Below are 23920 nucleotides of genomic sequence, written 5' to 3'. Positions count from 1 at the left end.
AGGATTACAGCGCAGGCTTGTTCCTACAGGGCTCGCAAACAACAAATCCCTCCAGTGCAGGAGGGTTCGCAATTCAAGTGTCGTGGGCAATGGCGGATCTTTGCCACACGGGACGATTGAGGAACTTTGCAATGACGACTCGTCAGCCAATCTACAAATCCCTGTACTTCCAGGTGATCGTTGCAATCGTTATCGGTATTTTGCTCGGTCACTTCTACCCGCAGACCGGTGTGGCCCTCAAGCCATTGGGTGACGGGTTCATCAAACTGATCAAAATGGTCATCGCCCCGATCATCTTCTGCACCGTTGTCAGCGGCATCGCTGGCATGCAAAGCATGAAATCGGTCGGCAAGACCGGCGGCTACGCGCTGCTGTACTTCGAAATCGTTTCTACCATCGCGCTGCTGATCGGCCTGATCGTGGTCAACGTTGTGCAACCGGGCGCCGGCATGCACATCGACGTAGCGACCCTGGACGCCTCCAAAGTAGCGGCCTACGTCACTGCCGGTAAAGACCAGAGCATCGTCGGCTTTATCCTCAACGTGATCCCTAACACCATCGTCGGTGCCTTCGCCAACGGCGACATCCTGCAAGTGCTGATGTTCTCGGTGATCTTCGGTTTCGCCCTGCATCGCCTGGGTGCCTACGGCAAGCCGGTCCTGGACTTCATCGATCGCTTCGCCCACGTGATGTTCAACATCATCAACATGATCATGAAGCTCGCGCCAATCGGTGCCCTGGGCGCCATGGCGTTCACCATCGGTGCCTACGGCGTAGGTTCGCTGGTGCAGCTGGGCCAGTTGATGATCTGCTTCTACATCACTTGCATCCTGTTTGTACTGATAGTGCTGGGCGGTATCTGCCGCGCTCATGGTTTCAGCGTGATCAAACTGATCCGCTACATCCGTGAAGAGCTGTTGATCGTACTGGGTACTTCCTCCTCGGAATCCGCACTGCCACGCATGCTGATCAAGATGGAGCGTCTGGGCGCGAAGAAATCCGTAGTAGGCCTGGTGATTCCAACCGGCTACTCCTTCAACCTCGACGGTACCTCGATCTACCTGACCATGGCTGCCGTGTTCATCGCCCAAGCGACCGACACCCACATGGACATCACCCACCAGATCACCCTGCTGCTGGTGCTGCTGCTGTCCTCCAAAGGCGCTGCTGGCGTGACCGGTTCGGGCTTCATCGTACTGGCTGCCACCCTGTCGGCCGTAGGCCACCTGCCGGTTGCCGGCCTGGCGCTGATCCTGGGTATCGACCGCTTCATGTCCGAAGCCCGCGCGCTGACCAATCTGGTGGGTAACGCCGTTGCCACCATCGTTGTGGCCAAGTGGGTCAAGGAACTGGACACCGACAAGCTGCAAAGCGAGCTGGCGTCCGGCGGTACCGGTATCTCGGAAACCCGCGAGCTGGACGACCTGGGCGTGGCCGAAGGCCCTGCACCTGCCGTCAAGTAAGCCGCTGCTGGCGTGACCTGACGCCACAGCAACCCACAAACGCCCCGACTGGTTCGGGGCGTTTGCGTCTCTGGCGCATTACTCTGGCTGCTTTTGTTTTACAGTAAGTGAATCGGTTGTGACGCTTGCAGGAGGTTTTGTGGACAGTGTTGATTTGAATGTCCTGCGCAGCGTGCTCGAATGGCGCCGCGCCGGGCAGCGAGTAGTGTTGTACAGCGTGGTCCAGACCTGGGGCAGCGCACCGCGTCCGCCAGGGGCAATGCTGGCGTTGCGCGGCGATGGCGTGGTGATCGGCTCGGTGTCGGGCGGTTGCATCGAGGATGACTTGATTGCACGCCTGCAGGATGGTCGCTTGCCCGAAGACGGGCCGCCGGTGCAGTTGGTGACCTACGGTGTTACCCGCGATGAAGCCGCGCGTTTTGGCCTGCCATGCGGTGGCACCTTGCGCCTGACCGAGGAGCGCGTGGACGAGTGGGAGTGGGTATCTGAGCTGCTGGCGCGGTGTGAAGATCACCAGATCGTCGCACGCGAGCTTGACCTGGGCACCGGCAAGGTCACCTTGAGCGGCGCGAGCAAGACGGATGCCGTGACCTTCGATGGAGAACGCTTGCGCGCGATCTATGGTCCTCGCTGGCGCCTGCTGTTGATCGGCGCCGGCCAGTTGTCGCGTTATGTGGCGGAAATGGCGCGCTTGCTGGATTTCGAAGTGCTGATCTGCGATCCGCGCGACGAATTCGTCTACGGCTGGGAAGAGCAGCACGGCCGCTTTGTACCGGGCATGCCCGATGAAGCGGTGCTGAATATCCAGACCGATGAGCGCACGGCCATCGTCTGCCTCACCCATGATCCGCGCCTGGATGATATGGCGTTGCTCACGGCGCTGAATTCCTCGGCGTTCTACATTGGCGCCCTGGGTTCGCGGGTCAACACGCAGAAACGCCGGGAAAACCTCGCGGCGCTGGGGTTGTCGGCGGAGGCGATTGCGCGCCTGCACGGGCCGATCGGCTTGCATATCGGCAGCCACACGCCCGCTGAAATCGCGTTGTCGTTGATGGCGGAAATTGTCGCCATCAAGAACGGCGTGGCGCCGATGCAGAAGAAGCCGTTACCGGTGGTCGCAGAGTGACAGTCACGGCGATTGTGCTGGCGGCGGGGCAGGGCAGTCGTTTCCGCGCTGAAGCCGGGGCTGACCAGGACAAGTTGTTGGCGGATTGCGTTGGCCTGGACGGCGTGGTGCGGCCGGTGATCGAGCAGGTGCTGGTGAACCTGCCTGAGTGCGTCGTGAAGCGTTGGGTGGTGACGTCACCTGATCGTGTGGATGTCATTCGGTTGGCCGAAGCCTATGGTTGCGAAGTCGTGCTGCTGCGTTCGGCTGGCATGGGCGACAGTATTGCGGCGGCGGTTGCGGCCAGTGGCCCGGCAGAGGGCTGGCTGGTGCTGCTGGGAGACATGCCGTTTATCCGGTCGTCGAGTATTGAGCGCGTAATCGATGGGCTGGAGGCGGGCGGTATCAGCGTGCCGGTGCTGGATGGGCGCTACGGGCATCCTGTGGCGTTTGGCCAGGCATTGGGGCCTGGGCTGATGGCCTTGACCGGTGATCGCGGAGCCAGGCCATTGTTTGCTCAGGCGAACGTATGCGAGGTGCTGGTAGATGACCCCGGCGTGTTATGGGATGTGGACGTGCCTGCGTTGCTGCATTACGCCTGACCGAGCGAACAAAAAAAGCCCCGCCTGATCACTCAGGCGGGGCTTTTTAGTGGCTGCTGGAATCAGGCGAGAGGTTTGCTCTCGTGTTCTGCTTCCTGTGCAGCAGCTGCTGCGGCTTCAGCTTCCTTGCGACGACGACGCACTTCACGTGGATCGTTCGGTGCACGGCCATTTTCGGTCAGGGCGCTGGCCGGTGCGGCTTCAACCACTGGCGCTGCCACTTCGGCAGCTACCGGCGCTTCAACTGCGGGTGCAGGTTCTGCGACCGGAGCAGGCTCAACCACTGGGGCTGGCTCGGCAACCACGACTTCGGCAACCGGTGCTGGCGCTTCTTTTGCCGCTGGGGCAGGTTCTGGCGCTTCAACCGGAGCGGCTGGTTCGGCGGTCCATTGGAAGGCGGTTTGTTCTTCGCGCTTTTCTTCGCGAGCATCACGCACTTCTGGAACGGCTTCGACAACCGGTGCTTCAACAACGGCTTCGACCACTGGCTCAGGCTCAACCACAGGTGCCGGTTCAACGACCGTCACTTCAACTTCTGGTTGGGTTTCAGGTGCCTGGGCAACTTCCACTTCCGGAACAACCGGCGCTTCGATTGGGGTAGTGGCTTCGACAACCGGTGCCTCTACCACTGGCGCTTCAACTGCTGGCGCTTCAACAACCGGCGCTTCAACCACTGGGGTCTCGGCAGCAGGCGCTTCAACCACTACGGTTTCTTCGACAGCAGCAGTGGCGCGTTCAGCCTGCTCGTGAGCCTGGGCTTCAGCAGGAGCGCTGATGACCGAGCTTGCCACGGCAGCGGTAACGGCCAGGCCAGCAGCCAGTTCGGCGCCAGTCGGTTCGCCGGTAGCGGCTTCTGCGTTCTCGCCGGTCTCTTCCGAGCCTTCGATCACGTTGCCATTGGCATCACGTTGACGCTCGCGACGGTTGCTGCGACGACGCTGGCCACGGGAGCGGCGGCGTGGACGATCGCCTTCGGCGCCTTCCTGACCGTCTTCCTGCAGTTGCTCTTCGCCGGTCAGCACTTCTTCTTCGCTGGCGGCAGCGGCTTGCTCGGCACGCGGTTGACGCTCTTCACGCGGGGCGCGAGGTTGGCGTTCTTCACGTGGCGCACGCTCTTCACGCGGCTGGCGAGCTGGACGCTCTTCGGTAGCAGCAGCGGCGGCACCGGCTACAGCAGGGGCTGCGTCCAGCGGCTCACGCAGTTCGCGCACACGTTCTTCACGCTCGCCACGTGGCTTGCGGTCTTCACGTGGGGCGCGCGGAGTACGTGGTGCGCGCTCTTCGCGTGGTGCGCGTTCTACGGTCGGGGTTTCTTCACGGGCTTCGCGAGGGGCACGCTCTTCACGTGGCGCGCGTTCTTCACGCGGTGCACGTTCTTCGCGCGGCTTGCGCTCTTCGTCACGACGACCATTGCGGTTACGGCTCTGCTGGCGACCGTTGCGACGTTCTTCGTTGCGCGCAGGGCGCTCGGCGGCAGGTTTCTCAACCACAACCGGAGCAGCTGGCTCTTCCTTGGTGGCGAACAGGCTGACCAGCGATTTCACCAGGCCTTTGAACAGGCTTGGCTCAGGCAGGGCGGCCGGCGCGGCAACTGGCGCTGCAACTTCGGCTGGAACCGGTGCATTGGCGCGAGCTGGAGCGGTCTTGACTGCAGCTTCCTGGCGAACCAGGGTACGGGTCGCAGCGGCTGGCTGGACTTCTTCCACTTCGGCAGCGGCAGCGGCGATTTCGTAGCTGGACTGGCCGCTGTGGGCTTCCGGGCTGTCGTCACGCAGGCGCTGCACTTCGAAGTGCGGGGTTTCGAGGTGATCGTTCGGCAGGATGACGATACGGGCACGGGTGCGCAGTTCGATCTTGGTGATCGAGTTGCGTTTTTCGTTGAGCAGGAAGGCTGCAACCGGGATCGGCACTTGTGCGCGGACTTCGGCGGTGCGGTCTTTCAGGGCTTCTTCTTCGATCAGGCGCAGGATCGCCAGCGACAGCGATTCAACGTCACGGATGATGCCGGTGCCGTTGCAACGCGGGCAGACGATGCCGCTGCTCTCGCCCAGGGACGGACGCAGGCGCTGACGGGACATTTCCAGCAGGCCGAAGCGCGAGATGCGACCGACCTGTACGCGGGCACGGTCAGCTTCCAGGCATTCGCGGACTTTCTCTTCCACGGCGCGCTGGTTCTTGGCAGGGGTCATGTCGATGAAGTCGATCACGATCAGGCCGCCGATGTCACGCAGGCGCAGTTGGCGGGCGATTTCTTCAGCCGCTTCCAGGTTGGTCTGCAGGGCGGTTTCTTCGATGTCGCTGCCTTTGGTCGCACGCGCCGAGTTGATGTCGATGGACACGAGGGCTTCGGTCGGGTCGATCACGATGGAGCCACCGGAAGGCAGTTCGACGACGCGCTGGAAGGCGGTCTCGATCTGGCTTTCGATCTGGAAACGGTTGAACAGCGGAACGCTGTCTTCGTACAGCTTGATCTTGCTGGCGTACTGCGGCATCACCTGACGGATGAAGGTCAGGGCTTCGTCCTGGGCTTCAACGCTGTCGATCAGCACTTCGCCGATGTCCTGGCGCAGGTAATCGCGGATGGCGCGGATGATCACGTTGCTTTCCTGATAGATCAGGAACGGCGCGGAACGATCCAGGGACGCTTCTTTGATAGCGGTCCACAGTTGCAGCAGGTAGTCGAGGTCCCACTGCATTTCTTCGCTGCTGCGGCCCAGGCCTGCAGTGCGAACGATCAGGCCCATGTCGGCTGGTGCGATCAGGCCGTTAAGCGCTTCACGCAGTTCGTTGCGCTCTTCGCCTTCGATGCGACGGGAAATGCCGCCGGCACGTGGGTTGTTCGGCATCAGGACCAGGTAACGGCCGGCCAGGCTGATGAAGGTGGTCAGGGCCGCGCCCTTGTTGCCACGTTCTTCTTTTTCTACCTGGACGATGACTTCCTGGCCTTCGCTCAGGACGTCCTTGATGTTCACGCGGCCTTCAGGGGCTTTCTTGAAGTATTCGCGGGAGATTTCTTTGAGGGGCAGGAAACCGTGGCGCTCGGAGCCGAAATCGACAAAGGCAGCCTCAAGGCTTGGTTCGATGCGAGTAATACGGCCTTTGTAGATGTTGGCCTTCTTTTGCTCGCGTGCACCGGACTCGATGTCCAGGTCGTAAAGGCGTTGGCCATCTACCAGTGCAACACGCAACTCTTCGGGTTGAGTTGCGTTAATCAGCATTCTTTTCATGTTGTACCGTCGGTTTCCGGGCTGCCGGAAACGGCGTTCGGCACACACGACTTCTCACGGTCGGTGTCAGGTGCGTCAAGAGTGGTTGGCCACTCCAGTGTCCAGCAAAAACCAGCCAATTGGGCCGGTATCGCGACGGACGCGTCCTGCTTGTTAGCGGTGGTGACAAAGGCACCACTTCAACAAAAGCTAAGGTCAGGAGGAGGAATCAACCGGCGACTGTGGACGAGATGAAGCGTCTAAATATAAGCCTAGTGCTACACAGTCCGACGGTTGTGCATCTCCACCCTACACGTATCCCTGATAATTCGGGTGCTGCCGCGCGCAGAATCCGCAGCGGGTTGGCATTTACCGTGTTCTCCAATGGGGAGTCCACGCTCATGGCTAAACAAGACTAGGTGTGGGCGGTTGCGCTCTCACTCAGCTCTTAACAGGCGTTGTTTCCGAAGTATTCGCCGTGGTCTGGTCCAAGACTGACTGCACTTTGTGAACTGGCCGTAAATATCGGCGCAGAACGCGAGTATTCACTCTGCTTTCTGCACTCGCTTCAGGCCTCATGTCACCTGCGCTTGTTACAATCTTGAGCCTTCCAGGGTGGCGAAAGCCCCGTAGGACGGCCTCGCGTCCTGATGAATTGCGATGGTCAGGGCCGGCAGTTTGCCGCAAGTCCTCTGTCCAGGCCGCTTTTGGCGGCGTTCGCGACTATAGCAGCAATGATTAAGTGCTTCAATTCCATAAAAAATTGTTATCATCGCCGCCATGACGACTACCGCCCCCCAGACCCCCAGCGTCCAGCTGCTTGAGGTCTCGCCGGAATATGCCGGCCAACGCATCGACAATTTTCTCCTGGCCAGGCTCAAAGGCGTGCCCAAGACCTTGATTTACCGCATCTTGCGTAAAGGTGAAGTGCGGGTGAACAAGGGTCGGATCAAGCCCGAGTACAAGTTGCAGGCGGGCGATATCGTCCGTGTGCCGCCGGTTCGCGTGCCCGAGCGTGACGAGCCTGTGCCCTTGGCCCAGGGTCTGTTGCAACGCCTGGAAGCCTCGATTGTCTTCGAAGACAATAAGCTGATCGTGATCAACAAGCCCTGTGGTATTGCAGTTCACGGCGGCAGCGGCCTGAATTTCGGTGTGATCGAAGCCTTTCGTCAGTTGCGCCCGGATGCCAAGGAGTTGGAGCTGGTCCATCGCCTCGACCGCGACACCTCTGGCCTGCTGATGATCGCCAAGAAACGCAGCATGTTGCGCCACCTGCACACCGCCCTGCGTGGCGATGGCGTGGACAAGCGCTACATGGCGCTGGTGCGCGGCAACTGGGCCAGTTCCATCAAGAGCGTCCGCGCGCCGTTGCAGAAGAGCAACCTGCGCTCCGGCGAGCGCATGGTCGAAGTGGACGAGGAGGGCAAAGAAGCCCTGACTCTGTTCAAGGTGCTGCGCCGCTTCGGTGACTTCGCCACCCTGGTCGAGGCTAAGCCGGTGACCGGGCGTACCCATCAGATTCGCGTGCACACCTTGCACGCCGGCCATTGCATTGCCGGCGATACCAAGTACGGCGACGAGGATTTCTCCAAGGAAATCCGCGACCTGGGCGGCAAGCGCCTGTTCCTGCACGCCTACATGCTCACCGTGCCACTGCCTGATGGTGGCGAGTTGAAACTGCAGGCGCCGGTCGATGAGATGTGGGCCAAGACCGTGGAGCGTTTGAGTGTCGCACCTTGATTACAAACTGCTGATTTTCGATTGGGACGGCACCCTGGCCAACTCCATTGGCCGGATTGTCGAGTCGATGCATGCGGCGTCGACCCGCTCGGGCTATGCGCTGTGCACCGATCACGCGGTCAAGGGCATCATCGGCCTGGGCCTGCCTGAGGCGATTCGTACCTTGTACCCCGAGATCAGTGACGCCGAGCTGGTCTCCTTCCGTGATCACTATGCCGATCACTACATCGCCCTGGAGGCCACGCCTTCGCCGTTGTTCGACGGTGTGGTGCAGTCTCTGGATGCGTTCCGCGCCGAGGGTTATCAGCTGGCGGTCGCCACCGGCAAGGCGCGTCGCGGGCTGGATCGGGTGCTCAAGGCTCACGGTTGGGAAGATTATTTCGATATCACCCGCGCCGCCGATGAAACTGCCAGCAAGCCTCACCCTCTGATGCTGGAGCAGATCCTGGCCCATTGCGGCGTGTCGCCACGCCAGGCTTTGATGGTGGGGGATGCTTCCTTCGACTTGATGATGGCGCGCAATGCAGGCATGGACAGCGTGGCGGTCAGTTATGGCGCCCAGGCTGCCGAGGCCTTGCAGCAATATGAGCCGCGTCTGACGATCGATCATTTTTCCGAATTGCAGGCCTGGCTCAGCCGGGCTCAATAAGTCTTTGCTGGGGTTGATGGCATGAGTGACGAGTGGAAAGCGCCCGAAAAGGCTGAAAGCAGCGACGACAAAAGCTGGAAGCTGCTGGAGAAAACCCTCCTGGCCAGCGTCCAGGAACAACGCCGTGCACGGCGTTGGGGGATTTTCTTCAAGTTGCTGACGTTCGTCTGGCTTATCGCCATGCTCGCATTGTTCAGCCCGCTGATGGACATGGAAAAAAGCGCAACCCGTGGCGCCAACTACACCGCGCTGATCGAAGTGCGCGGGGTGATTGCCGACAAGGAGTCCGCCAGCGCCGACAACATCGTCAGCAGCCTGCGTGCCGCATTTGAAGACCCCAAGGTCAAGGGGGTGATCCTGCGCATCAACAGCCCAGGCGGCAGCCCAGTGCAGTCCGGCTATGTGTACGACGAGATTCGCCGCCTGCGTGGCCTGCACCCGGATACCAAGCTGTATGCGGTGATTTCCGATCTGGGGGCTTCGGGTGCCTATTACATCGCCAGTGCTGCTGACCAGATCTACGCTGACAAGGCCAGTCTGGTGGGTTCCATCGGTGTGACGGCGGCCGGCTACGGCTTTGTCGGCACCATGGAGAAGCTCGGTGTGGAGCGCCGCACCTATACGTCGGGTGAGCACAAGTCGTTCCTGGATCCGTTCCAGCCGCAGAAGGCTGACGAGACTCAGTTCTGGCAGGGCGTACTCGACACCACGCATCGTCAGTTCATTGCCAGCGTGAAGCAGGGGCGTGGCGATCGTCTGAAGGACAAAGACCATCCGGAGTTGTTCTCCGGCCTGGTGTGGTCGGGCGAACAAGCGTTGCCGCTGGGCCTGATCGACGGCCTGGGCAGTGCCAGTTCGGTGGCGCGGGATGTGATTGGCGAGAAAGAGTTGGTGGACTTCACCGTCGAAGAGTCGCCATTTGACCGGTTCTCCAAGCGGCTGGGCGCCAGCGTGGCGGAGAAGCTGGCCTTTTACATGGGCTTCCAAGGCCCATCCCTGCGCTGAAATCCTGAGGCTGACATAGCTCAAAATGTGGGGGCGGGCTTGCTCGCGAAGACGCTGGATCAGGCGCAGATGTATTGACTGATGCGCCGCCTTCGCGAGCAAGCCCGCTCCCACATTTGGTTATGCGGTGTACTTAGGGGATCTGTACGCCTTCGGCCAGCAGCATACCCACCAGTCGGATCAGTGGCAGGCCTACCAGGCTCGTCGCATCCGGCCCCTCTGTGCTCTGGAACAGGCTCACACCCAACCCTTCAGCCTTGAAACTGCCCGCACAGTCATACGGCTGCTCAATCCGCAGGTAACGCTCGATGCGTTCCGCGTCCAGTTCACGCATGTGCACGGTAAAAGGTACGCAGTCGACCTGGCATTGACCGGTTTTGCTGTTGAGCAGTGCCAGGCCAGTCAGGAAGCTCACACGCTTGCCACTCGCGGCCAGCAGTTGTTCGCGAGCGTTTTCGAAGGTGTGCGGTTTGCCGATGATCCGGCCATCGAGCGCCGCGACCTGGTCGGAGCCTATAATCAGGTGCCCTGGGTGGCTGGCGGCGAGGGCGCGGGCTTTCTGTTCGGCCAGGCGCTTGACCAGTTCCACGGCGGGCTCATTTTCACGGTGGCTTTCGTCGATATCCGGTGAGCTGCAGATGAACGGCAGGTGCAGGCGGCTCAGCAATTCCCGGCGATAAACCGAGCTGGATGCGAGTAATAAAGGCAGCATGGGCGTCTCCTCAGGGCAGCCGGGGATTCTAGCGGGGCGACCGGCTGACGCACAGGGCTGAATTTCCTTTGACATGGCTGGGTGCATCCCTATAATGCTGCGCCTATGTTGAATGACCCGATTCCACCTCACGTTGACCCGCGCAAATTGGCTGATCGTGGCACTTCCCTTCAAGGTGAGTTGCTGCTGGCCGATTTGGAGAGACTCTGCGACCCGCTTTCCGACACTGTCGGTACGGTGCAGGCCAAATTCGTTTTTGAACGAGATGAACGTAAGTCTGTGGTAATCCACAGCTTTATCGACACCGAGGTCAAAATGGTTTGCCAGCGTTGTCTTGAGCTGGTCACCCTGCCGATCCACAGCGAGTGCAGTTATGCTGTGGTGAAGGAGGGTGCGAATACCCAGTCGTTGCCGAAAGGTTATGACGTGCTGGAACTGGGCGAAGATCCTTTGGATCTGCATGCACTGATCGAGGAGGAGCTTCTGCTCGCCTTGCCCATTGTGCCTGCTCATCATCCGGAAGAATGCCAGCAGCCGGCGGGTCTCGATGACGAGCCCGAACCGAGCGAGGACGAGGTAACGCGGTCCAACCCGTTCAGTGTATTGGCGCAGTTAAAGCGTGACCCAAACGTTTAGGAGTTAATCAATTATGGCTGTTCAGCAGAACAAAAAATCCCGCTCTGCCCGTGACATGCGTCGTTCGCACGACGCCCTGACGGCGAGCACTCTGTCTGTAGAAAAAACCACCGGTGAAATTCACCTGCGTCACCACGTATCGCCAGAAGGCGTATACCGTGGTCGTAAAGTGATCGACAAGGGCGCTGACGAGTAATCACTTGTCTGCTCTAGTCATCGCGATAGACGCAATGGGCGGGGACTTCGGTCCCCGCAGCATTGTTCAGGCCTGCGTTGCCAGCCTGACTGCAACACCCTCGCTGCACCTGACCCTTGTCGGTCAACCCTCCCTACTTGAAGAACTGATTGCCAGCCATCCGGCGGTGGATCGCGCGCGCCTGACGATTACGCCAGCCAGCGAAACCATCACCATGGATGAAAAGCCGGCGGCGGCCCTGCGTGGCAAGCCCGACTCTTCGATGCGGGTGGCGCTGGAGTTGCTGCGTGATGGCAAGGTGCAAGCCTGTGTCAGCGCCGGCAATACCGGGGCCCTGATGGCCTTGTCGCGGTTTGTGCTCAAGACGTTGCCTGGCATTGACCGGCCGGCGATGGTGGCGGCGATTCCGACGCAGAAAGGCTATTGCCAACTGCTGGACCTGGGCGCGAACGTCGATTGCAGTGCCGAGCACTTGTTCCAGTTTGCCGTGATGGGCTCGGTGGCCGCCGAAGCGCTGGGTGTTGCCCGGCCACGGGTGGCCTTGCTGAATATCGGTACCGAAGACATCAAGGGTAACCAGCAGGTCAAGCTGGCCGCCACCTTGCTGCAAGGTGCGCGTGGCTTGAACTACATCGGTTTTGTCGAGGGTGACGGCTTGTATCGCGGTGAGGCGGATGTAGTGGTGTGCGACGGGTTCGTCGGCAATATCCTGCTCAAGTCCAGCGAAGGCTTGGCGACCATGATCGCTACGCGTATTGAGGCGTTGTTCAAGCAGAACCTGGCGTCGCGTCTGGTGGGCGCCCTGGCGTTGCCGTTGATGCGTCGCCTGCAGGCTGACCTCGCCCCGGCACGGCATAACGGTGCGAGTTTCCTGGGGTTGCAGGGCATTGTGGTGAAAAGCCATGGCTCGGCAGGTGTGGAAGGCTTTCAAAGTGCGATTGCGCGGGCCCTGATCGAGATCCAGGAAAACCTGCCGCAACGCTTGCACGGCCGTCTTGAGGACCTGTTGCCTTAGGCGAATCGGCCCGAGAGTGCTTAAATGTGACCGGCCAGTTCAATTGACCATCCAATCTGTCAGTTTCGTGCGCTCCCACCGTAGGAGTGTGCATTTTTGACGACCAGATCATTAGGGGCTTGTTACATGTCTACATCCCTCGCATTCGTCTTTCCAGGGCAGGGTTCGCAGTCCCTCGGCATGTTGGCCGAGCTGGGCGCGCAGTACCCGCTGATCCTGGACACCTTTAAAGAAGCTTCCGACGCCCTCGGTTACGACCTGTGGGCGCTGACCCAGCAAGGGCCGGAAGAGCAGCTCAATCAAACCGATAAAACCCAACCGGCCATCCTGACCGCTTCGATCGCCCTGTGGCGCTTGTGGCTGGCGGAAGGTGGCGCGCGTCCGGCATTCGTTGCCGGTCACAGCCTGGGCGAATACAGCGCTCTGGTGGCGGCGGGCAGCCTGACCCTCGGTGAGGCCGTCAAGCTGGTCGAGCGCCGTGGCCAACTGATGCAAGAAGCCGTTCCGGCCGGGCAGGGCGGCATGGCCGCTATCCTGGGCCTGGACGACGCCGTGGTGATCGAAGCCTGCGCCGAAGCGGCCCAGGGCGAAGTGGTCAGTGCGGTGAACTTCAACTCGCCTGGCCAGGTGGTGATCGCCGGTGCCAAGGCTGCGGTCGAGCGTGCCATTGAAGGCTGCAAGGCCCGTGGCGCCAAGCGTGCGTTGCCGCTGCCGGTGAGCGTGCCGTCGCACTGCGAACTGATGCGCCCGGCGGCCGAGCGTTTTGCCGAGTCCATCGCCGCCATCAACTGGCAGGCGCCGCAGATCCCGTTGGTGCAGAACGTCAGCGCCGCCGTGGCTGCCGACCTCGACACCCTCAAGCGCGACCTGCTGGAACAACTCTACAAGCCCGTACGCTGGGTTGAATCGGTCCAGACCCTGGCCGCCAATGGCGCCACCGAGCTGGTCGAGTGCGGTCCGGGCAAAGTCCTGGCCGGCCTGAACAAGCGCTGCGCCGACGGCGTGTCGACTGCCAACCTCAATACCCCGGATGCCTTCGCTGCCGCTCGCGCGGCACTGGCCTAATCCCCGAACTAAGGAGAAGCCTGCATGAGTCTGCAAGGTAAAGTTGCACTGGTTACCGGCGCAAGCCGTGGCATTGGTCAGGCGATCGCCCTGGAACTGGGCCGTCAGGGCGCCGTTGTGATCGGCACCGCCACGTCCGCTTCGGGCGCCGCGCGTATCGCCGCGACCCTGAAGGAAAATGGCGTGCAAGGCACCGGCCTTGAGCTGAATGTGACCAGTGATGAGTCCGTGGCTGCCGTACTGGCCGAGATCACCGCACAGTTCGGTGCGCCGGCGATTCTGGTGAACAACGCCGGTATCACCCGCGACAACCTGATGATGCGCATGAAAGACGACGAGTGGTACGACGTGGTCGATACCAACTTGAACAGTCTGTTTCGCCTGTCCAAGGGCGTTTTGCGCGGCATGACCAAGGCGCGCTGGGGCCGAATTATCAATATTGGCTCCGTAGTGGGTGCCATGGGCAACGCAGGCCAAGTAAACTACGCCTCCGCCAAAGCCGGTCTGGAAGGTTTCAGCCGTGCCTTGGCACGTGAAGTCGGCTCGCGGTCGATTACGGTCAACTCGGTGGCCCCAGGGTTCATCGACACCGATATGACCCGTGAGCTGCCGGAAGCACAGCGTGAAGCCTTGCTGACGCAGATTCCGCTGGGCCGTCTGGGCCAGGCCCAAGAGATCGCGAATGTGGTCACTTTCCTGGCATCCGACGGTGCGGCATACGTGACTGGGGCTACAATCCCGGTGAACGGCGGGATGTACATGAGTTAAATTGTGACGGATCGCTTCAAAAAAATGTCATACGAGCTGTCTAAAATCCGTTATAAAGCTGCAACTTAATTTATAGGCAGGTGGCCGACCGGGTACAGGGTGAAGCTTTCAGTTGAAAAGCTGAAAAGGCTTTCTATACACTTACCCACTGGCCAGCTGCCTGAATTTGTCCATTAGGAGTTAAACAAGGTATGAGCACCATCGAAGAGCGCGTCAAGAAAATCGTCGCCGAGCAACTGGGCGTTAAAGAAGAAGAAGTGGTCAACACTGCTTCCTTCGTAGAAGACCTGGGTGCCGATTCCCTTGACACCGTTGAGCTGGTGATGGCTCTGGAAGAGGAATTCGAGACCGAAATCCCGGACGAAGAAGCTGAAAAAATCACTACTGTTCAAGCTGCTATCGACTACGTTACTAGCCACCAGGCGTAATAGTTTGTAGTCGTCGCTTGCTGTCAGGGAAAAACCGCACTGCTGTAACGGCGTGCGGTTTTTTCTTTAGCCCTGATGAAAAACAAGCGCTGAAGCAAAAGTGTCGTCATTAGAAAAAGGAGAGTGCTGTGTCGCGTAGACGCGTCGTAGTCACCGGTATGGGTATGTTGTCGCCACTGGGCACGGATGTGCCGAGCAGTTGGCAGGGCATTCTGGCTGGCCACAGTGGTATTGGTCTGATCGAACACACGGACCTTTCTGCCTATTCCACCCGTTTTGGCGGCTCGGTAAAGGGTTTCAATGTCGAGGAATATCTCTCGGTCAAAGAATCCCGCAAACTCGACCTGTTCATTCAATACGGCCTGGCAGCCGGTTTTCAGGCAGTGCGTAACGCCGGCCTGGAAGTCACCGACGCCAACCGTGACCGCATCGGCGTGGCCATGGGTTCGGGTATTGGCGGTTTGACCAATATCGAAGAAACCAGCCGCACGTTGCACGATTCCGGCCCCCGTCGAATTTCACCGTTCTTCGTTCCGGGCTCGATCATCAACATGATTTCCGGTTTCCTGTCGATCCACTTGGGCGCACAGGGGCCTAACTACGCCATCGCCACGGCGTGCACCACCGGCACGCACTGCATCGGCATGGCTGCGCGCAACATCGCTTATGACGAAGCCGACGTGATGATCGCCGGTGGTGCCGAGATGGCGGCCTGCGGTCTCGGCATGGGCGGCTTCGGCGCGTCCCGGGCGCTGTCGACGCGCAACGATGAGCCGACCCGCGCCAGCCGTCCATGGGACAAAGGCCGTGACGGTTTTGTGCTGTCCGACGGTGCCGGTGCCCTGGTGCTGGAAGAGTTGGAACACGCCAAGGCGCGTGGCGCCACTATCTACGCCGAGCTGATCGGCTTCGGCATGAGCGGCGATGCTTACCACATGACTTCGCCACCGTCCGACGGTGCCGGTGCTGCGCGTTGCATCACCAATGCCCTGCGCGATGCGAAGGTCAATGCGGACCAGGTGCAGTACATCAACGCCCATGGCACGTCGACTCCGACTGGCGACTTGGCGGAAGCCGAAGCCATCAAGTCAGTGTTCGGCGCACACGCCTACAACCTGGCGGTCAGCTCCACCAAGTCCATGACCGGCCACTTGTTGGGTGCGGCGGGCGCGGTCGAAGCGATCTTCAGCGTCATGGCCATCAAGGATCAGGTCGCTCCGCCGACCATCAACCTGGATGAGCCGGACGAAGGCTGCGACCTGAACTTCGTGCCTCACGAAGCGCAACCGATGCCGATCGACGTGGTGATCTCCAACTCGTTCGGTTTTGGTGGCACCAACGGTTCCCTGGTGTTCCGCCGGTTCGCCGAGTGATGCACAGCTGGGTCGACGGTCAACCAGCGGACAGCGTGCCCCTGAAAGATCGCGGCCTGGCGTATGGCGATGGGTTGTTCGAGACCATCGCCGTCAGGGCCGGGCAGCCGGTGCTGTTCGACCGTCACCTGCAACGCCTCGATGAGGGTTGCAGGCGTCTCGCCTTGGTTGCGGACCCAGTGGTGATCCGCAGCGAAGTGCTGGCCTATGCCGCCGCCCTCGGCGACGGTGTCCTCAAGTTGATCCTCACCCGTGGCGATAGCCTGCGCGGTTATGGCATCAACCCTGGCGCGCCGGTGCGCCGTATCTTGCAGGGCAACCCGCCCGCTACCTATCCCCTCGCCCATGCAGTCGACGGCATCCGTCTGTTTGCGTGTGCGACCCGCTTGGCCGAGCAGCCGTTGCTGGCCGGTCTCAAGCACCTCAATCGCCTCGAACAGGTGATCGCCCGCGCCGAATGGCAGGACGCCGAGCACGCTGAAGGCTTGATGTTGGATGTGTCCGGCCGTGTCATTGAAGGCGTATTCAGCAACCTGTTCCTGGTGCGCAACGGCTTGTTACTAACCGCTGATCTGACCCGTTGCGGCGTTGCCGGGGTGATGCGTGCGGAGATTCTGGCCCAGGCACATACCCTCGGCCTCCCGGTGGCCGTGGCCGACATCGATCTTGAGCAGTTGCAGCAGGCTGACGAAGTCTTCGTGTGCAACAGCGTTTATGGCATTTGGCCGGTGCGCGGTTGCGCTGGGATGAGCTGGCCGGTTGGGCCGCTCACCCGTAAACTGCAGGGCATTGTTCGCGCGCTATTGGAAATTTGAGTTGATACGAAAACTGGTTGTACTGCTGCTGATCGGTCTGTTCTCGGCGGCGTTGCTGTTGGGCTATGGCGCCTGGAAATACGACGCGGCCCTGAAGCAGCCCTTGAACCTGACCCAAGAGCAACTGCTCGACGTACCGGCCGGGGCGACCCCCTCCGGTACCTTCAATCGCCTGGAAGCCGAGGGTGTGCTGGATGGCGCCTTCTGGTTGCGCCTGTACTGGCGCTTCAACCTCGACGGCCAGCCCCTGCACAGCGGCGAATACCGCATGACCCCTGGCATGACGGCGCAAGGCCTGATCGGCCTGTGGCAGCGTGGCGAAGTGGTGCAATACAGCCTGACGCTGGTGGAAGGCTGGAACTTCCGCCAGGTGCGCTCAGCGTTGGCCAAGCATGAAAAAATCGTGCAGACCCTCTCGGGCCTCAGTGACAGCGAAGTCATGGACAAGCTCGGCCACCCCGGCGTGTTTCCCGAAGGACGGTTCTTCCCTGATACCTACCGCTTCGTGCGTGGCATGACTGACGTCGACTTCCTGAAAAAAGCCTACAACCGCCTGGATGATGTCCTCGCGCAGGAGTGGAGCAAGCGCGCTCCCGATGCGCCGTACACCGACCCTTATCAAGCATTGATCATGGCCTCCCTGGTGGAGAAAGAAACGGGCGTGCCTGACGAGCGTGGGCAGATCGCCGGCGTCTTTGTGCGTCGCCTGAAGGTTGGCATGCTGTTGCAGACTGATCCAACGGTGATCTACGGCCTGGGCGAGCGCTACAACGGCAAGTTGACCCGTGCGCACCTCAAGGAAGCCAACCCCTACAACAACTATATGATTGCCGGCCTGCCGCCGACGCCTATCGCCATGGTCGGCCGCGAGGCGATCCATGCCGCGCTGAACCCGGTGCCGGGCAGCAGCCTGTATTTCGTTGCCCGAGGCGATGGCAGCCATATTTTCTCCGATGACCTGGATGCGCATAATGCCGCCGTGCGGGAGTTCCAACTCAAGCGCCGCGCCGATTACCGCTCCAGCCCGGCGCCGGTGGTGAAGCCTGCGGAAGACGTCGCGCCATCGCCCGATGCGTCTGCTGATAAACCGGCCGAAGCTGCGCCGGACACCGCCGCACCGCAAAGCCCGCAATAATTCTGACTAAGGACTGCCTGTGACTGGCTTGTTTATTACCCTGGAAGGCCCCGAAGGCGCTGGCAAAAGCACCAACCGCGATTACCTGGCTGAGCGCTTGCGCGCCGAAGGTATCGAAGTGGTGCTGACGCGCGAGCCCGGCGGCACACCGCTGGCCGAGCGTATCCGCGAAGTGCTGCTGGCGCCGGGTGAAGAGCAGATGAGCCCGGATACCGAGCTGCTGCTGGTATTCGCCGCCCGTGCCCAGCACCTGGCCGAAGTTATTCGCCCGGCCCTGGCGCGGGGTGCCGTGGTGATCTGTGACCGGTTCACCGACTCTACCTATGCCTACCAGGGCGGTGGTCGGGGCCTGTCCCTGGAGCGCATTGCCACCCTGGAAACCTTCGTTCAAGGCGACCTGCGCCCTGACCTGACCCTGGTCTTCGACCTGCCGGTGGAAGTCGGCCTGGCCCGCGCGAGCGCCCGTGGTCGCTTGGACCGTTTCGAGCTGGAAGGCCAGACCTTCTTCGACGCGGTACGCACCGCCTTCCTCAAACGTGCCGCGGCCGAACCTGCGCGCTACTACCTTCTGGACGCCGCCCAACCGCTGGCCCAGGTGCAGCAGGCCATCGACGCGCTGTTGCCGACACTGCTGGAGCGCGCCCGTGGCTGAAGCCTACCCGTGGCAGGACAGCCTGTGGCAACAACTGGCCGGCCGCGCGCAGCACGCCCACGCCTACCTGTTGCATGGGCCGGTCGGGATCGGCAAGCGTGACCTGGCCGAGCGCCTCATGGCCAGCCTGCTGTGCCAGCGCCCGGTCAACCTGGAAGCCTGCGGCGAGTGCAAGTCCTGCCTGCTGCTCAAGGCCGGCAGCCATCCGGATAACTACCTGTTGGAGCCCGAGGAAGCCGACAAGGCGATCAAGGTCGACCAGGTGCGCGACCTCGTCAGCTTCGTGGTGCAGACCGCGCAGATGGGCGGGCGCAAGGTCGTGTTGATCGAGCCGGTGGAGGCGATGAATATCAACGCCGCCAACGCTTTGCTCAAGAGCCTGGAAGAGCCGTCTGGCGATACCGTGCTGTTGCTGGTCAGCCACCAGTCCAGCCGTTTGTTGCCGACCATTCGCAGCCGTTGCGTACAGCAGGCGTGTCCGCTGCCGAGCGAGGCCATGAGCCTCGAATGGCTCGCGCAGGCGTTGCCGGACTGTGGTCAGGACGAAAGGGTCGAACTGCTGACCCTGGCGGCCGGTTCGCCATTGGCGGCGGTCAAGCTGCAAGCCCAGGGCGTGCGTGAGCAACGCGCGCTGGTGGTGGAAGGCGTGAAGAAACTCATCAAGCAGGAAGTCTCCGCCACTCAACTGGCCGAAAGCGCCTGGAAGGACATTCCCCTGCTGCTGCTGTTTGACTGGTTCTGCGACTGGTCGAGCCTGATCCTGCGCTACCAGCTGACCCAGGATGAAAACGGCCTGGGCCTGCCGGACATGCGCAAGGTGGTGCAATACCTGGCGCAAAAAAGTGCCCAGGACAAGGTGCTGACGATCCAGGACTGGATCCTCGCCCAGCGCCAGAAGGTACTCGGCAAGGCCAACCTTAACCGTGTGCTGTTGCTTGAGGCGCTGCTGGTGCAGTGGGTTGGCTTGCTCGGCCGCCGTTAAATTCTGTGGCCGACAGGTGTATCGTCGGCCAGACACTTTTCGTGACTGAAGTTGTAGATCCCTATGCTCGTAGATTCCCATTGCCACCTCGACCGCCTCGACCTGGCCCAGCACAGCGGCTCCCTTGATGCCGCCCTCGAAGCTGCACGCCAGCGCGGAGTAGGGCACTTCCTGTGCATCGGCGTCAGCGCCGAAAACGCAGCCGACGTCAAGGCCCTGGCTGATCGCTACGCCGATGTGGATTGCTCGGTGGGCATTCACCCGCTGGACCTCAAGCCCGGTGAAGCCCCAGCGCTTGATTGGCTGCTGACTGAGCTCAATCACCCCCGCGTGGTGGCCATCGGCGAAACCGGCCTGGATTACCACTACGAGCCCGAAGCCGCCGAGTTGCAGCAGGCTTCGTTCCGCCTGCACCTGCAAGCCGCCCAGCAGACCGGCAAACCGGTGATCGTCCACACCCGTGGCGCCCGTGCCGACACTCTGACCCTGTTGCGCGAAGCTGCGCTGCCCCAGGCTGGCGTGTTGCATTGCTTCACCGAGGACTGGGACATGGCAAAGGCTGCCCTGGACCTGGGGTTCTACATTTCCCTGTCGGGCATCGTCACCTTCCGCAATGCCGACGCCCTGCGCGATGTTGCGCGCCAGGTGCCGGTGGACCGCTTGCTGGTGGAAACCGACTCGCCATACCTCGCGCCCATTCCTCATCGTGGCAAGCCGAACCTGCCCGAGTACGTGCGTGATGTGGCGGATTACCTGGCGATGCTGCGGGGGGAGTCCTATGAGCGCTTTGCCGAGCAGACCACCGAGAACTTCAAGCGTCTGTTCCCGCTGGCTCACGTCGCTGGCTGACGCGGCCAAAACGCAGGCAAAAAAAACCCGGGTTCTGGGGGGTGAATCCGGGCTAAGACCATTAGGAGTAAAACAAGGGTACGCGGTCCGTTGGTACCCAGGTCGGCGCGTCACTTGGGGGAGATGTCACGCCGACAGTTCAAGTATTGATCAGTATCCGATTCAGTCCAGTCGCGGCTGGTCGTTTTTTAAACAGATTTGGAATACGCGCGCTTCGCTTGAGTTCTCATTGGGCCGGTGCACGGTGGCAGTTGTTGCGTATTATTTCTGACTAAGATTCATAAAAACGTTGGCGCGCTGAAAGTAAAGTGCGTTTGCGGTTCACATAGGCATTGCCCAGCGACCGTTCAGTCGGGATAATCCCTCGCACCGGGTAAATCGTATCGCCGCGTATCCGTGGCCTGCGTCACCCTCCCTATTTTGACCTTTGCAGACCTCTTCCTCATGCACAAAGAACCCCGTAAGGTCCGTGAGTTTCGCCGCCGTGAGCAGGAAATTCTCGACACCGCACTCAAGCTGTTCCTCGAACAGGGTGAAGACAGCGTCACCGTCGAGATGATCGCGGATGCCGTGGGTATCGGCAAAGGCACGATCTACAAGCACTTCAAGTCCAAGGCCGAGATCTATCTGCGCCTGATGCTCGACTACGAGCGCGACCTGAACGAACTGCTGCATTCGGCCGACGTGGACAAGGACAAGGAAGCCCTGTCCCGCGCCTACTTCGAGTTTCGCATGCGTGACCCGCAGCGCTATCGCCTGTTCGACCGCCTGGAAGAGAAGGTGGTCAAGGGCCATCAGGTGCCGGAGATGGTCGAGGAACTGCACAAGATCCGGGCGTCGAACTTCGAACGCCTGACCCTGTTGATCAAGGGTCGCATCAGCGAAGGCAAGCTGGAAGACGTGCCGCCGTATTTCCACTATTGCGCGGCCTGGGCGTTGGTGCACGGCGCCGTGGCGCTGTACCACTCGCCATTCTGGAGCAATGTGCTGGAAGATCAGGAAGGCTTCTTCCAGTTCCTGATGGACATCGGTGTGCGCATGGGCAACAAGCGCAAGCACAGCACCGAGCAGCCGCCGCTGGAATCGCCTTCCACGTAATGATTTGCTGCCACGCGTAGTACCCCAGGAATATACTCAGGCAAGGACTCTTGCTAAAAGCTGATTTATCAGTCAGCTTTTAGCGCGCCCGAATCATCCTCTGCCGGAGTGATCCATGATCGTTGATCGTCAAGGCAGGCGTTTTCGCAATTTGCGGATCAGCCTGACCTCAGCCTGCAATTACGCGTGTACCTACTGCGTGCCGAATGGCAAGCGGCTGGTGGCTGCCCAGGACGAACTCTCGGCCGAGGCCATGGCCCGTGGCGTGGCTTATCTGATCGAGGCCGCCGGCATCGACCGCCTGCGCATCACCGGCGGTGAACCGCTGGTCAGCCCCAAGCTGGAAGCCTTCATGGGCGCCGTCGGGCAGATGGGCCTCAGTGACATCAGCCTGACCACCAATGGCCAACTGCTCGCGCGCAAACTGCCGCTGCTGGTGGACGCCGGGATCAAACGCATCAACGTCTCCCTCGATACCCTGGATGCGGACGCCTTCCGCAGCATCGCCCGTGGCGGCGACCTGGCCACCGTGCTCGACGGCATGGACCAGGCCCGCGCCGCCGGAATCAAGATCAAGGTCAACATGGTGCCGTTGCGCGGCCAGAACCTCGACCAGGTGATGCCGCTGCTCGAGTACTGCCTGGAGCGGGGTTATGAACTGCGCTTTATCGAGCTGATGCGCATGGGCCACCTGGCCAAGGACTCCAACGCGTTTCTGCAGCAGTTTGTCAGCCTGCAACAACTGCTCGGCCTGATCGGCGAACAGCATGAGTACCTGCAAGCCAGCGCGCCCATTGACGCGACGGCGGTGCGTTATGAAATACCCGGCAAGGGCTATTTCGGAGTCATTGCCAACGAAAGCGTGCCGTTTTGCCGGACCTGCTCGCGGTTGCGGTTGTCGTCCACGGGTTGGTTGCATGGTTGCCTATCGTCGAGTAACCGCCACTATGTCGGCGATCTGCTGGACAAGCCTCGCCATCAAGCATTGCCGGCGCTGCAGGGCCTGTTGATGAAGGCCTTGGGCGACAAGCAGGAAGTCGCCTTCTCCGGTGGCGCGACCATCATGAAGATTATTGGCGGCTGACGCCGAGTTTTAAGCTTCAAGCTAGCAGCTACAAGCTTGAGGCTTGAGGCTGCTCGTCTGGCCCAGAACCTGCATCTCACGCCCATTCGCCGGTTTTCCGTCACCGGCTTCTGGAGGATTAGGATGCGTAGTCTGGTTTTGTTGCTGGCGTCGTTGACGCTGAGTGGTTGCATGACCGTCAGCGATATGGCCGAAGGCACCCGCTATCAGATGAGCGATGCCGGTTTGCTGGATCACAGCGATACCCGTCGCACCGCCTCGGTTCGCATACAGCCGGATTCTTTCGTGTTTATCGCCCAGGGCGCCTTTGTGCCGCCGGGCAGCGCTTATCCGCGTCCAAACGTGGTGGCCGAGGAAGCCTTCAACGGCTTTATCGAATATTTCCCGATGGTGCGCCGCGCCCGTCAGCCGGAAGGCTTGGAGCAGGCAATGTCCGAAGCCCGCGCGGCTGGCGCTCACTACCTGCTGTACTGCCGTTTCGCCAAGGCGGATGACCGGATCGGCAACGCCGATGAGTGGGCCGACCAGGAAGCCCTCGACCGCGTCGGGCTGGACAGCGGCGTCATCCAGATCATGTTGATCGAGACCAGCACCCAGTATTTGATCGATACTGCACGTATTCGCAGTCGTGGCGGTTTGCTGACGTTCCACGACAACAAGCCACAAGATCTGATTGCCCGCCCGCTGCGCCAGTACGCCCGCAGCCTGCTGGGCATGAGTGATCAATAGGCACCAGGAGAACCCCATGACCGATTCCGCCAAGGCCAACGATCTGTTGGCCCAACTGCCCAAGGGCAAGGGACCGGCGCCGGTACATCTGTGGAACCCGGACTTCTGCGGCAACATCGACATGCGCATAGCCCGCGACGGTACCTGGTTTTACCAGGGCACGCCGATCGGGCGTAAACCGATGGTCAAACTGTTCTCCAACATCATCCGCCGCGATGGCGATGATTACTTCCTGGTCACTCCCGTGGAAAAGGTCGGCATCAGCGTCGATGATGCGCCGTTCGTGGCGGTAACGCTGGAGGTCGAAGGGCAGGGCGAAAGCCAGGTACTGCGCTTTACCACCAACGTGGACGATCAGATCGAAGCGGGCCTTGAACACCCCTTGCGAGTGGTGATCGACCCAGTCACGCAGGAACCTGCGCCCTATCTGCGGGTGCGCACCAACCTCGAAGCCCTGGTGCATCGCAACGCGTTCTACCAATTGGTGGAGCTGGCGGTGAGCCGTCCGATCAACGGTCAGAACTGGCTAGGCGTCTGGAGCGGCGGCGAGTTTTTCCGTATCGGCCTGGAACCCTGACGCCGGTTTTTTCATCTCCCTGAAATAATTCGCTTG

24 protein-coding genes are annotated in these 23920 nt (G+C 60.9%); 22 read left to right on the top strand and 2 right to left on the bottom strand.

The window, feature by feature from the left end:
* The first annotated feature begins 131 nt into the window (after positions 1-131).
* The 3 genes from HX793_RS22605 to HX793_RS22595 all read left to right on the top strand — a co-directional run bounded on the left by HX793_RS22605 (position 132) and on the right by HX793_RS22595 (position 3170).
* The gene (locus HX793_RS22605; RefSeq protein ID WP_016979762.1) at positions 132-1463 is read left to right on the top strand and encodes a dicarboxylate/amino acid:cation symporter; all 1332 of its coding nucleotides are present in this window, start codon (positions 132-134) and stop codon (positions 1461-1463) included.
* A gap of 139 nt (positions 1464-1602) precedes the next feature.
* On the top strand, positions 1603-2589 hold the full coding sequence (locus HX793_RS22600; RefSeq protein ID WP_177095790.1) for an XdhC family protein: 987 nt from the start codon (positions 1603-1605) through the stop codon (positions 2587-2589).
* Positions 2586-3170: a nucleotidyltransferase family protein gene (locus HX793_RS22595; RefSeq protein ID WP_177061380.1), complete on the top strand. Its 585-nt coding sequence runs from the start codon at positions 2586-2588 to the stop codon at positions 3168-3170. The genes HX793_RS22600 and HX793_RS22595 overlap by 4 nt, the downstream gene beginning before the upstream one ends.
* 62 nt (positions 3171-3232) lie before the next feature.
* Here HX793_RS22595 and rne read toward each other — a convergent pair whose 3' ends face one another.
* Positions 3233-6388, bottom strand: a complete 3156-nt coding sequence (gene rne / locus HX793_RS22590; RefSeq protein WP_218178670.1) for a ribonuclease E — start codon at positions 6386-6388, stop codon at positions 3233-3235.
* 768 nt (positions 6389-7156) lie between these two features.
* On the opposite strand from rne, the gene rluC reads away from it, so the two are divergent.
* From rluC to HX793_RS22575, 3 genes are read left to right on the top strand one after another with little or no spacing between them, the layout of a single operon-like run.
* Positions 7157-8116 (top strand): 23S rRNA pseudouridine(955/2504/2580) synthase RluC, encoded by a 960-nt coding sequence (gene rluC / locus HX793_RS22585; protein ID WP_028617584.1) that lies wholly within the window; start codon positions 7157-7159, stop codon positions 8114-8116.
* Entirely contained in the window at positions 8103-8765 is a 663-nt protein-coding gene (locus HX793_RS22580; protein WP_177052375.1) for an HAD-IA family hydrolase, read from the top strand. Before rluC ends, HX793_RS22580 begins: the two co-directional genes overlap by 14 nt.
* A gap of 21 nt (positions 8766-8786) precedes the next feature.
* Positions 8787-9770, top strand: a complete 984-nt coding sequence (locus tag HX793_RS22575) for a S49 family peptidase (RefSeq protein WP_016979756.1) — start codon at positions 8787-8789, stop codon at positions 9768-9770.
* A 133-nt stretch (positions 9771-9903) separates the two neighbouring features.
* Here the strand turns inward: HX793_RS22575 and HX793_RS22570 are convergent, their stop codons facing one another.
* A complete protein-coding gene (locus HX793_RS22570) occupies positions 9904-10482 on the bottom strand; it encodes a Maf family protein (RefSeq protein WP_177061376.1) in 579 nt (192 codons plus the stop codon).
* 105 nt (positions 10483-10587) lie between these two features.
* On the opposite strand from HX793_RS22570, the gene HX793_RS22565 reads away from it, so the two are divergent.
* From HX793_RS22565 to HX793_RS22490, 16 genes are all read left to right on the top strand, one after another.
* The gene (locus HX793_RS22565) at positions 10588-11118 is read left to right on the top strand and encodes a YceD family protein (protein WP_010566563.1); all 531 of its coding nucleotides are present in this window, start codon (positions 10588-10590) and stop codon (positions 11116-11118) included.
* Positions 11119-11131: 13 nt separating this feature from the next.
* A complete protein-coding gene (gene rpmF, locus HX793_RS22560) occupies positions 11132-11314 on the top strand; it encodes a 50S ribosomal protein L32 (RefSeq protein ID WP_008152339.1) in 183 nt (60 codons plus the stop codon).
* A gap of 4 nt (positions 11315-11318) precedes the next feature.
* The gene (gene plsX, locus HX793_RS22555; protein WP_016979752.1) at positions 11319-12329 is read left to right on the top strand and encodes a phosphate acyltransferase PlsX; all 1011 of its coding nucleotides are present in this window, start codon (positions 11319-11321) and stop codon (positions 12327-12329) included.
* Between the two features lie 126 nt (positions 12330-12455).
* Positions 12456-13394: an ACP S-malonyltransferase gene (gene fabD / locus HX793_RS22550; protein WP_021491483.1), complete on the top strand. Its 939-nt coding sequence runs from the start codon at positions 12456-12458 to the stop codon at positions 13392-13394.
* Positions 13395-13418: 24 nt separating this feature from the next.
* The gene (gene fabG, locus HX793_RS22545) at positions 13419-14162 is read left to right on the top strand and encodes a 3-oxoacyl-ACP reductase FabG (RefSeq protein WP_177095788.1); all 744 of its coding nucleotides are present in this window, start codon (positions 13419-13421) and stop codon (positions 14160-14162) included.
* 191 nt (positions 14163-14353) lie between these two features.
* On the top strand, positions 14354-14590 hold the full coding sequence (acpP, locus tag HX793_RS22540) for an acyl carrier protein (RefSeq protein WP_003175607.1): 237 nt from the start codon (positions 14354-14356) through the stop codon (positions 14588-14590).
* A 128-nt stretch (positions 14591-14718) separates the two neighbouring features.
* Entirely contained in the window at positions 14719-15963 is a 1245-nt protein-coding gene (fabF, locus tag HX793_RS22535; protein WP_016979749.1) for a beta-ketoacyl-ACP synthase II, read from the top strand.
* The gene (gene pabC / locus HX793_RS22530) at positions 15963-16778 is read left to right on the top strand and encodes an aminodeoxychorismate lyase (RefSeq protein ID WP_177061374.1); all 816 of its coding nucleotides are present in this window, start codon (positions 15963-15965) and stop codon (positions 16776-16778) included. Before fabF ends, pabC begins: the two co-directional genes overlap by 1 nt.
* Before the next feature lies 1 nt (position 16779).
* Complete coding sequence (mltG, locus tag HX793_RS22525) at positions 16780-17913, top strand: endolytic transglycosylase MltG (RefSeq protein ID WP_178905545.1); 1134 nt, start codon at positions 16780-16782, stop codon at positions 17911-17913.
* A 19-nt stretch (positions 17914-17932) separates the two neighbouring features.
* Positions 17933-18565 carry a dTMP kinase gene (gene tmk, locus HX793_RS22520; RefSeq protein ID WP_177095786.1) on the top strand — a complete coding sequence of 211 codons (633 nt, stop codon included), beginning with the start codon at positions 17933-17935 and terminating at the stop codon, positions 18563-18565.
* Positions 18558-19547: a DNA polymerase III subunit delta' gene (locus HX793_RS22515; protein WP_028617574.1), complete on the top strand. Its 990-nt coding sequence runs from the start codon at positions 18558-18560 to the stop codon at positions 19545-19547. The genes tmk and HX793_RS22515 overlap by 8 nt, the downstream gene beginning before the upstream one ends.
* Positions 19548-19610: 63 nt before the next feature.
* Complete coding sequence (locus HX793_RS22510; protein WP_177062171.1) at positions 19611-20396, top strand: TatD family hydrolase; 786 nt, start codon at positions 19611-19613, stop codon at positions 20394-20396.
* A 444-nt stretch (positions 20397-20840) separates the two neighbouring features.
* Entirely contained in the window at positions 20841-21494 is a 654-nt protein-coding gene (locus HX793_RS22505; RefSeq protein WP_016979740.1) for a TetR/AcrR family transcriptional regulator, read from the top strand.
* Between the two features lie 115 nt (positions 21495-21609).
* On the top strand, positions 21610-22578 hold the full coding sequence (locus tag HX793_RS22500; RefSeq protein ID WP_033901261.1) for a GTP 3',8-cyclase MoaA: 969 nt from the start codon (positions 21610-21612) through the stop codon (positions 22576-22578).
* A gap of 123 nt (positions 22579-22701) precedes the next feature.
* Positions 22702-23307 carry a DUF4823 domain-containing protein gene (locus tag HX793_RS22495; RefSeq protein ID WP_016979738.1) on the top strand — a complete coding sequence of 202 codons (606 nt, stop codon included), beginning with the start codon at positions 22702-22704 and terminating at the stop codon, positions 23305-23307.
* Between the two features lie 16 nt (positions 23308-23323).
* Positions 23324-23884: a DUF1285 domain-containing protein gene (locus HX793_RS22490; RefSeq protein ID WP_016979737.1), complete on the top strand. Its 561-nt coding sequence runs from the start codon at positions 23324-23326 to the stop codon at positions 23882-23884.
* Positions 23885-23920: the final 36 nt, after the last annotated feature.

The sequence above is a fragment of the Pseudomonas reactans genome (genome assembly GCF_013387025.1).
GTDB lineage: Bacteria > Pseudomonadota > Gammaproteobacteria > Pseudomonadales > Pseudomonadaceae > Aquipseudomonas > Aquipseudomonas reactans.
The sequence above is the reverse complement of the archived record's forward strand: the minus strand, read 5'-3'. Positions and strand labels throughout refer to the sequence as shown.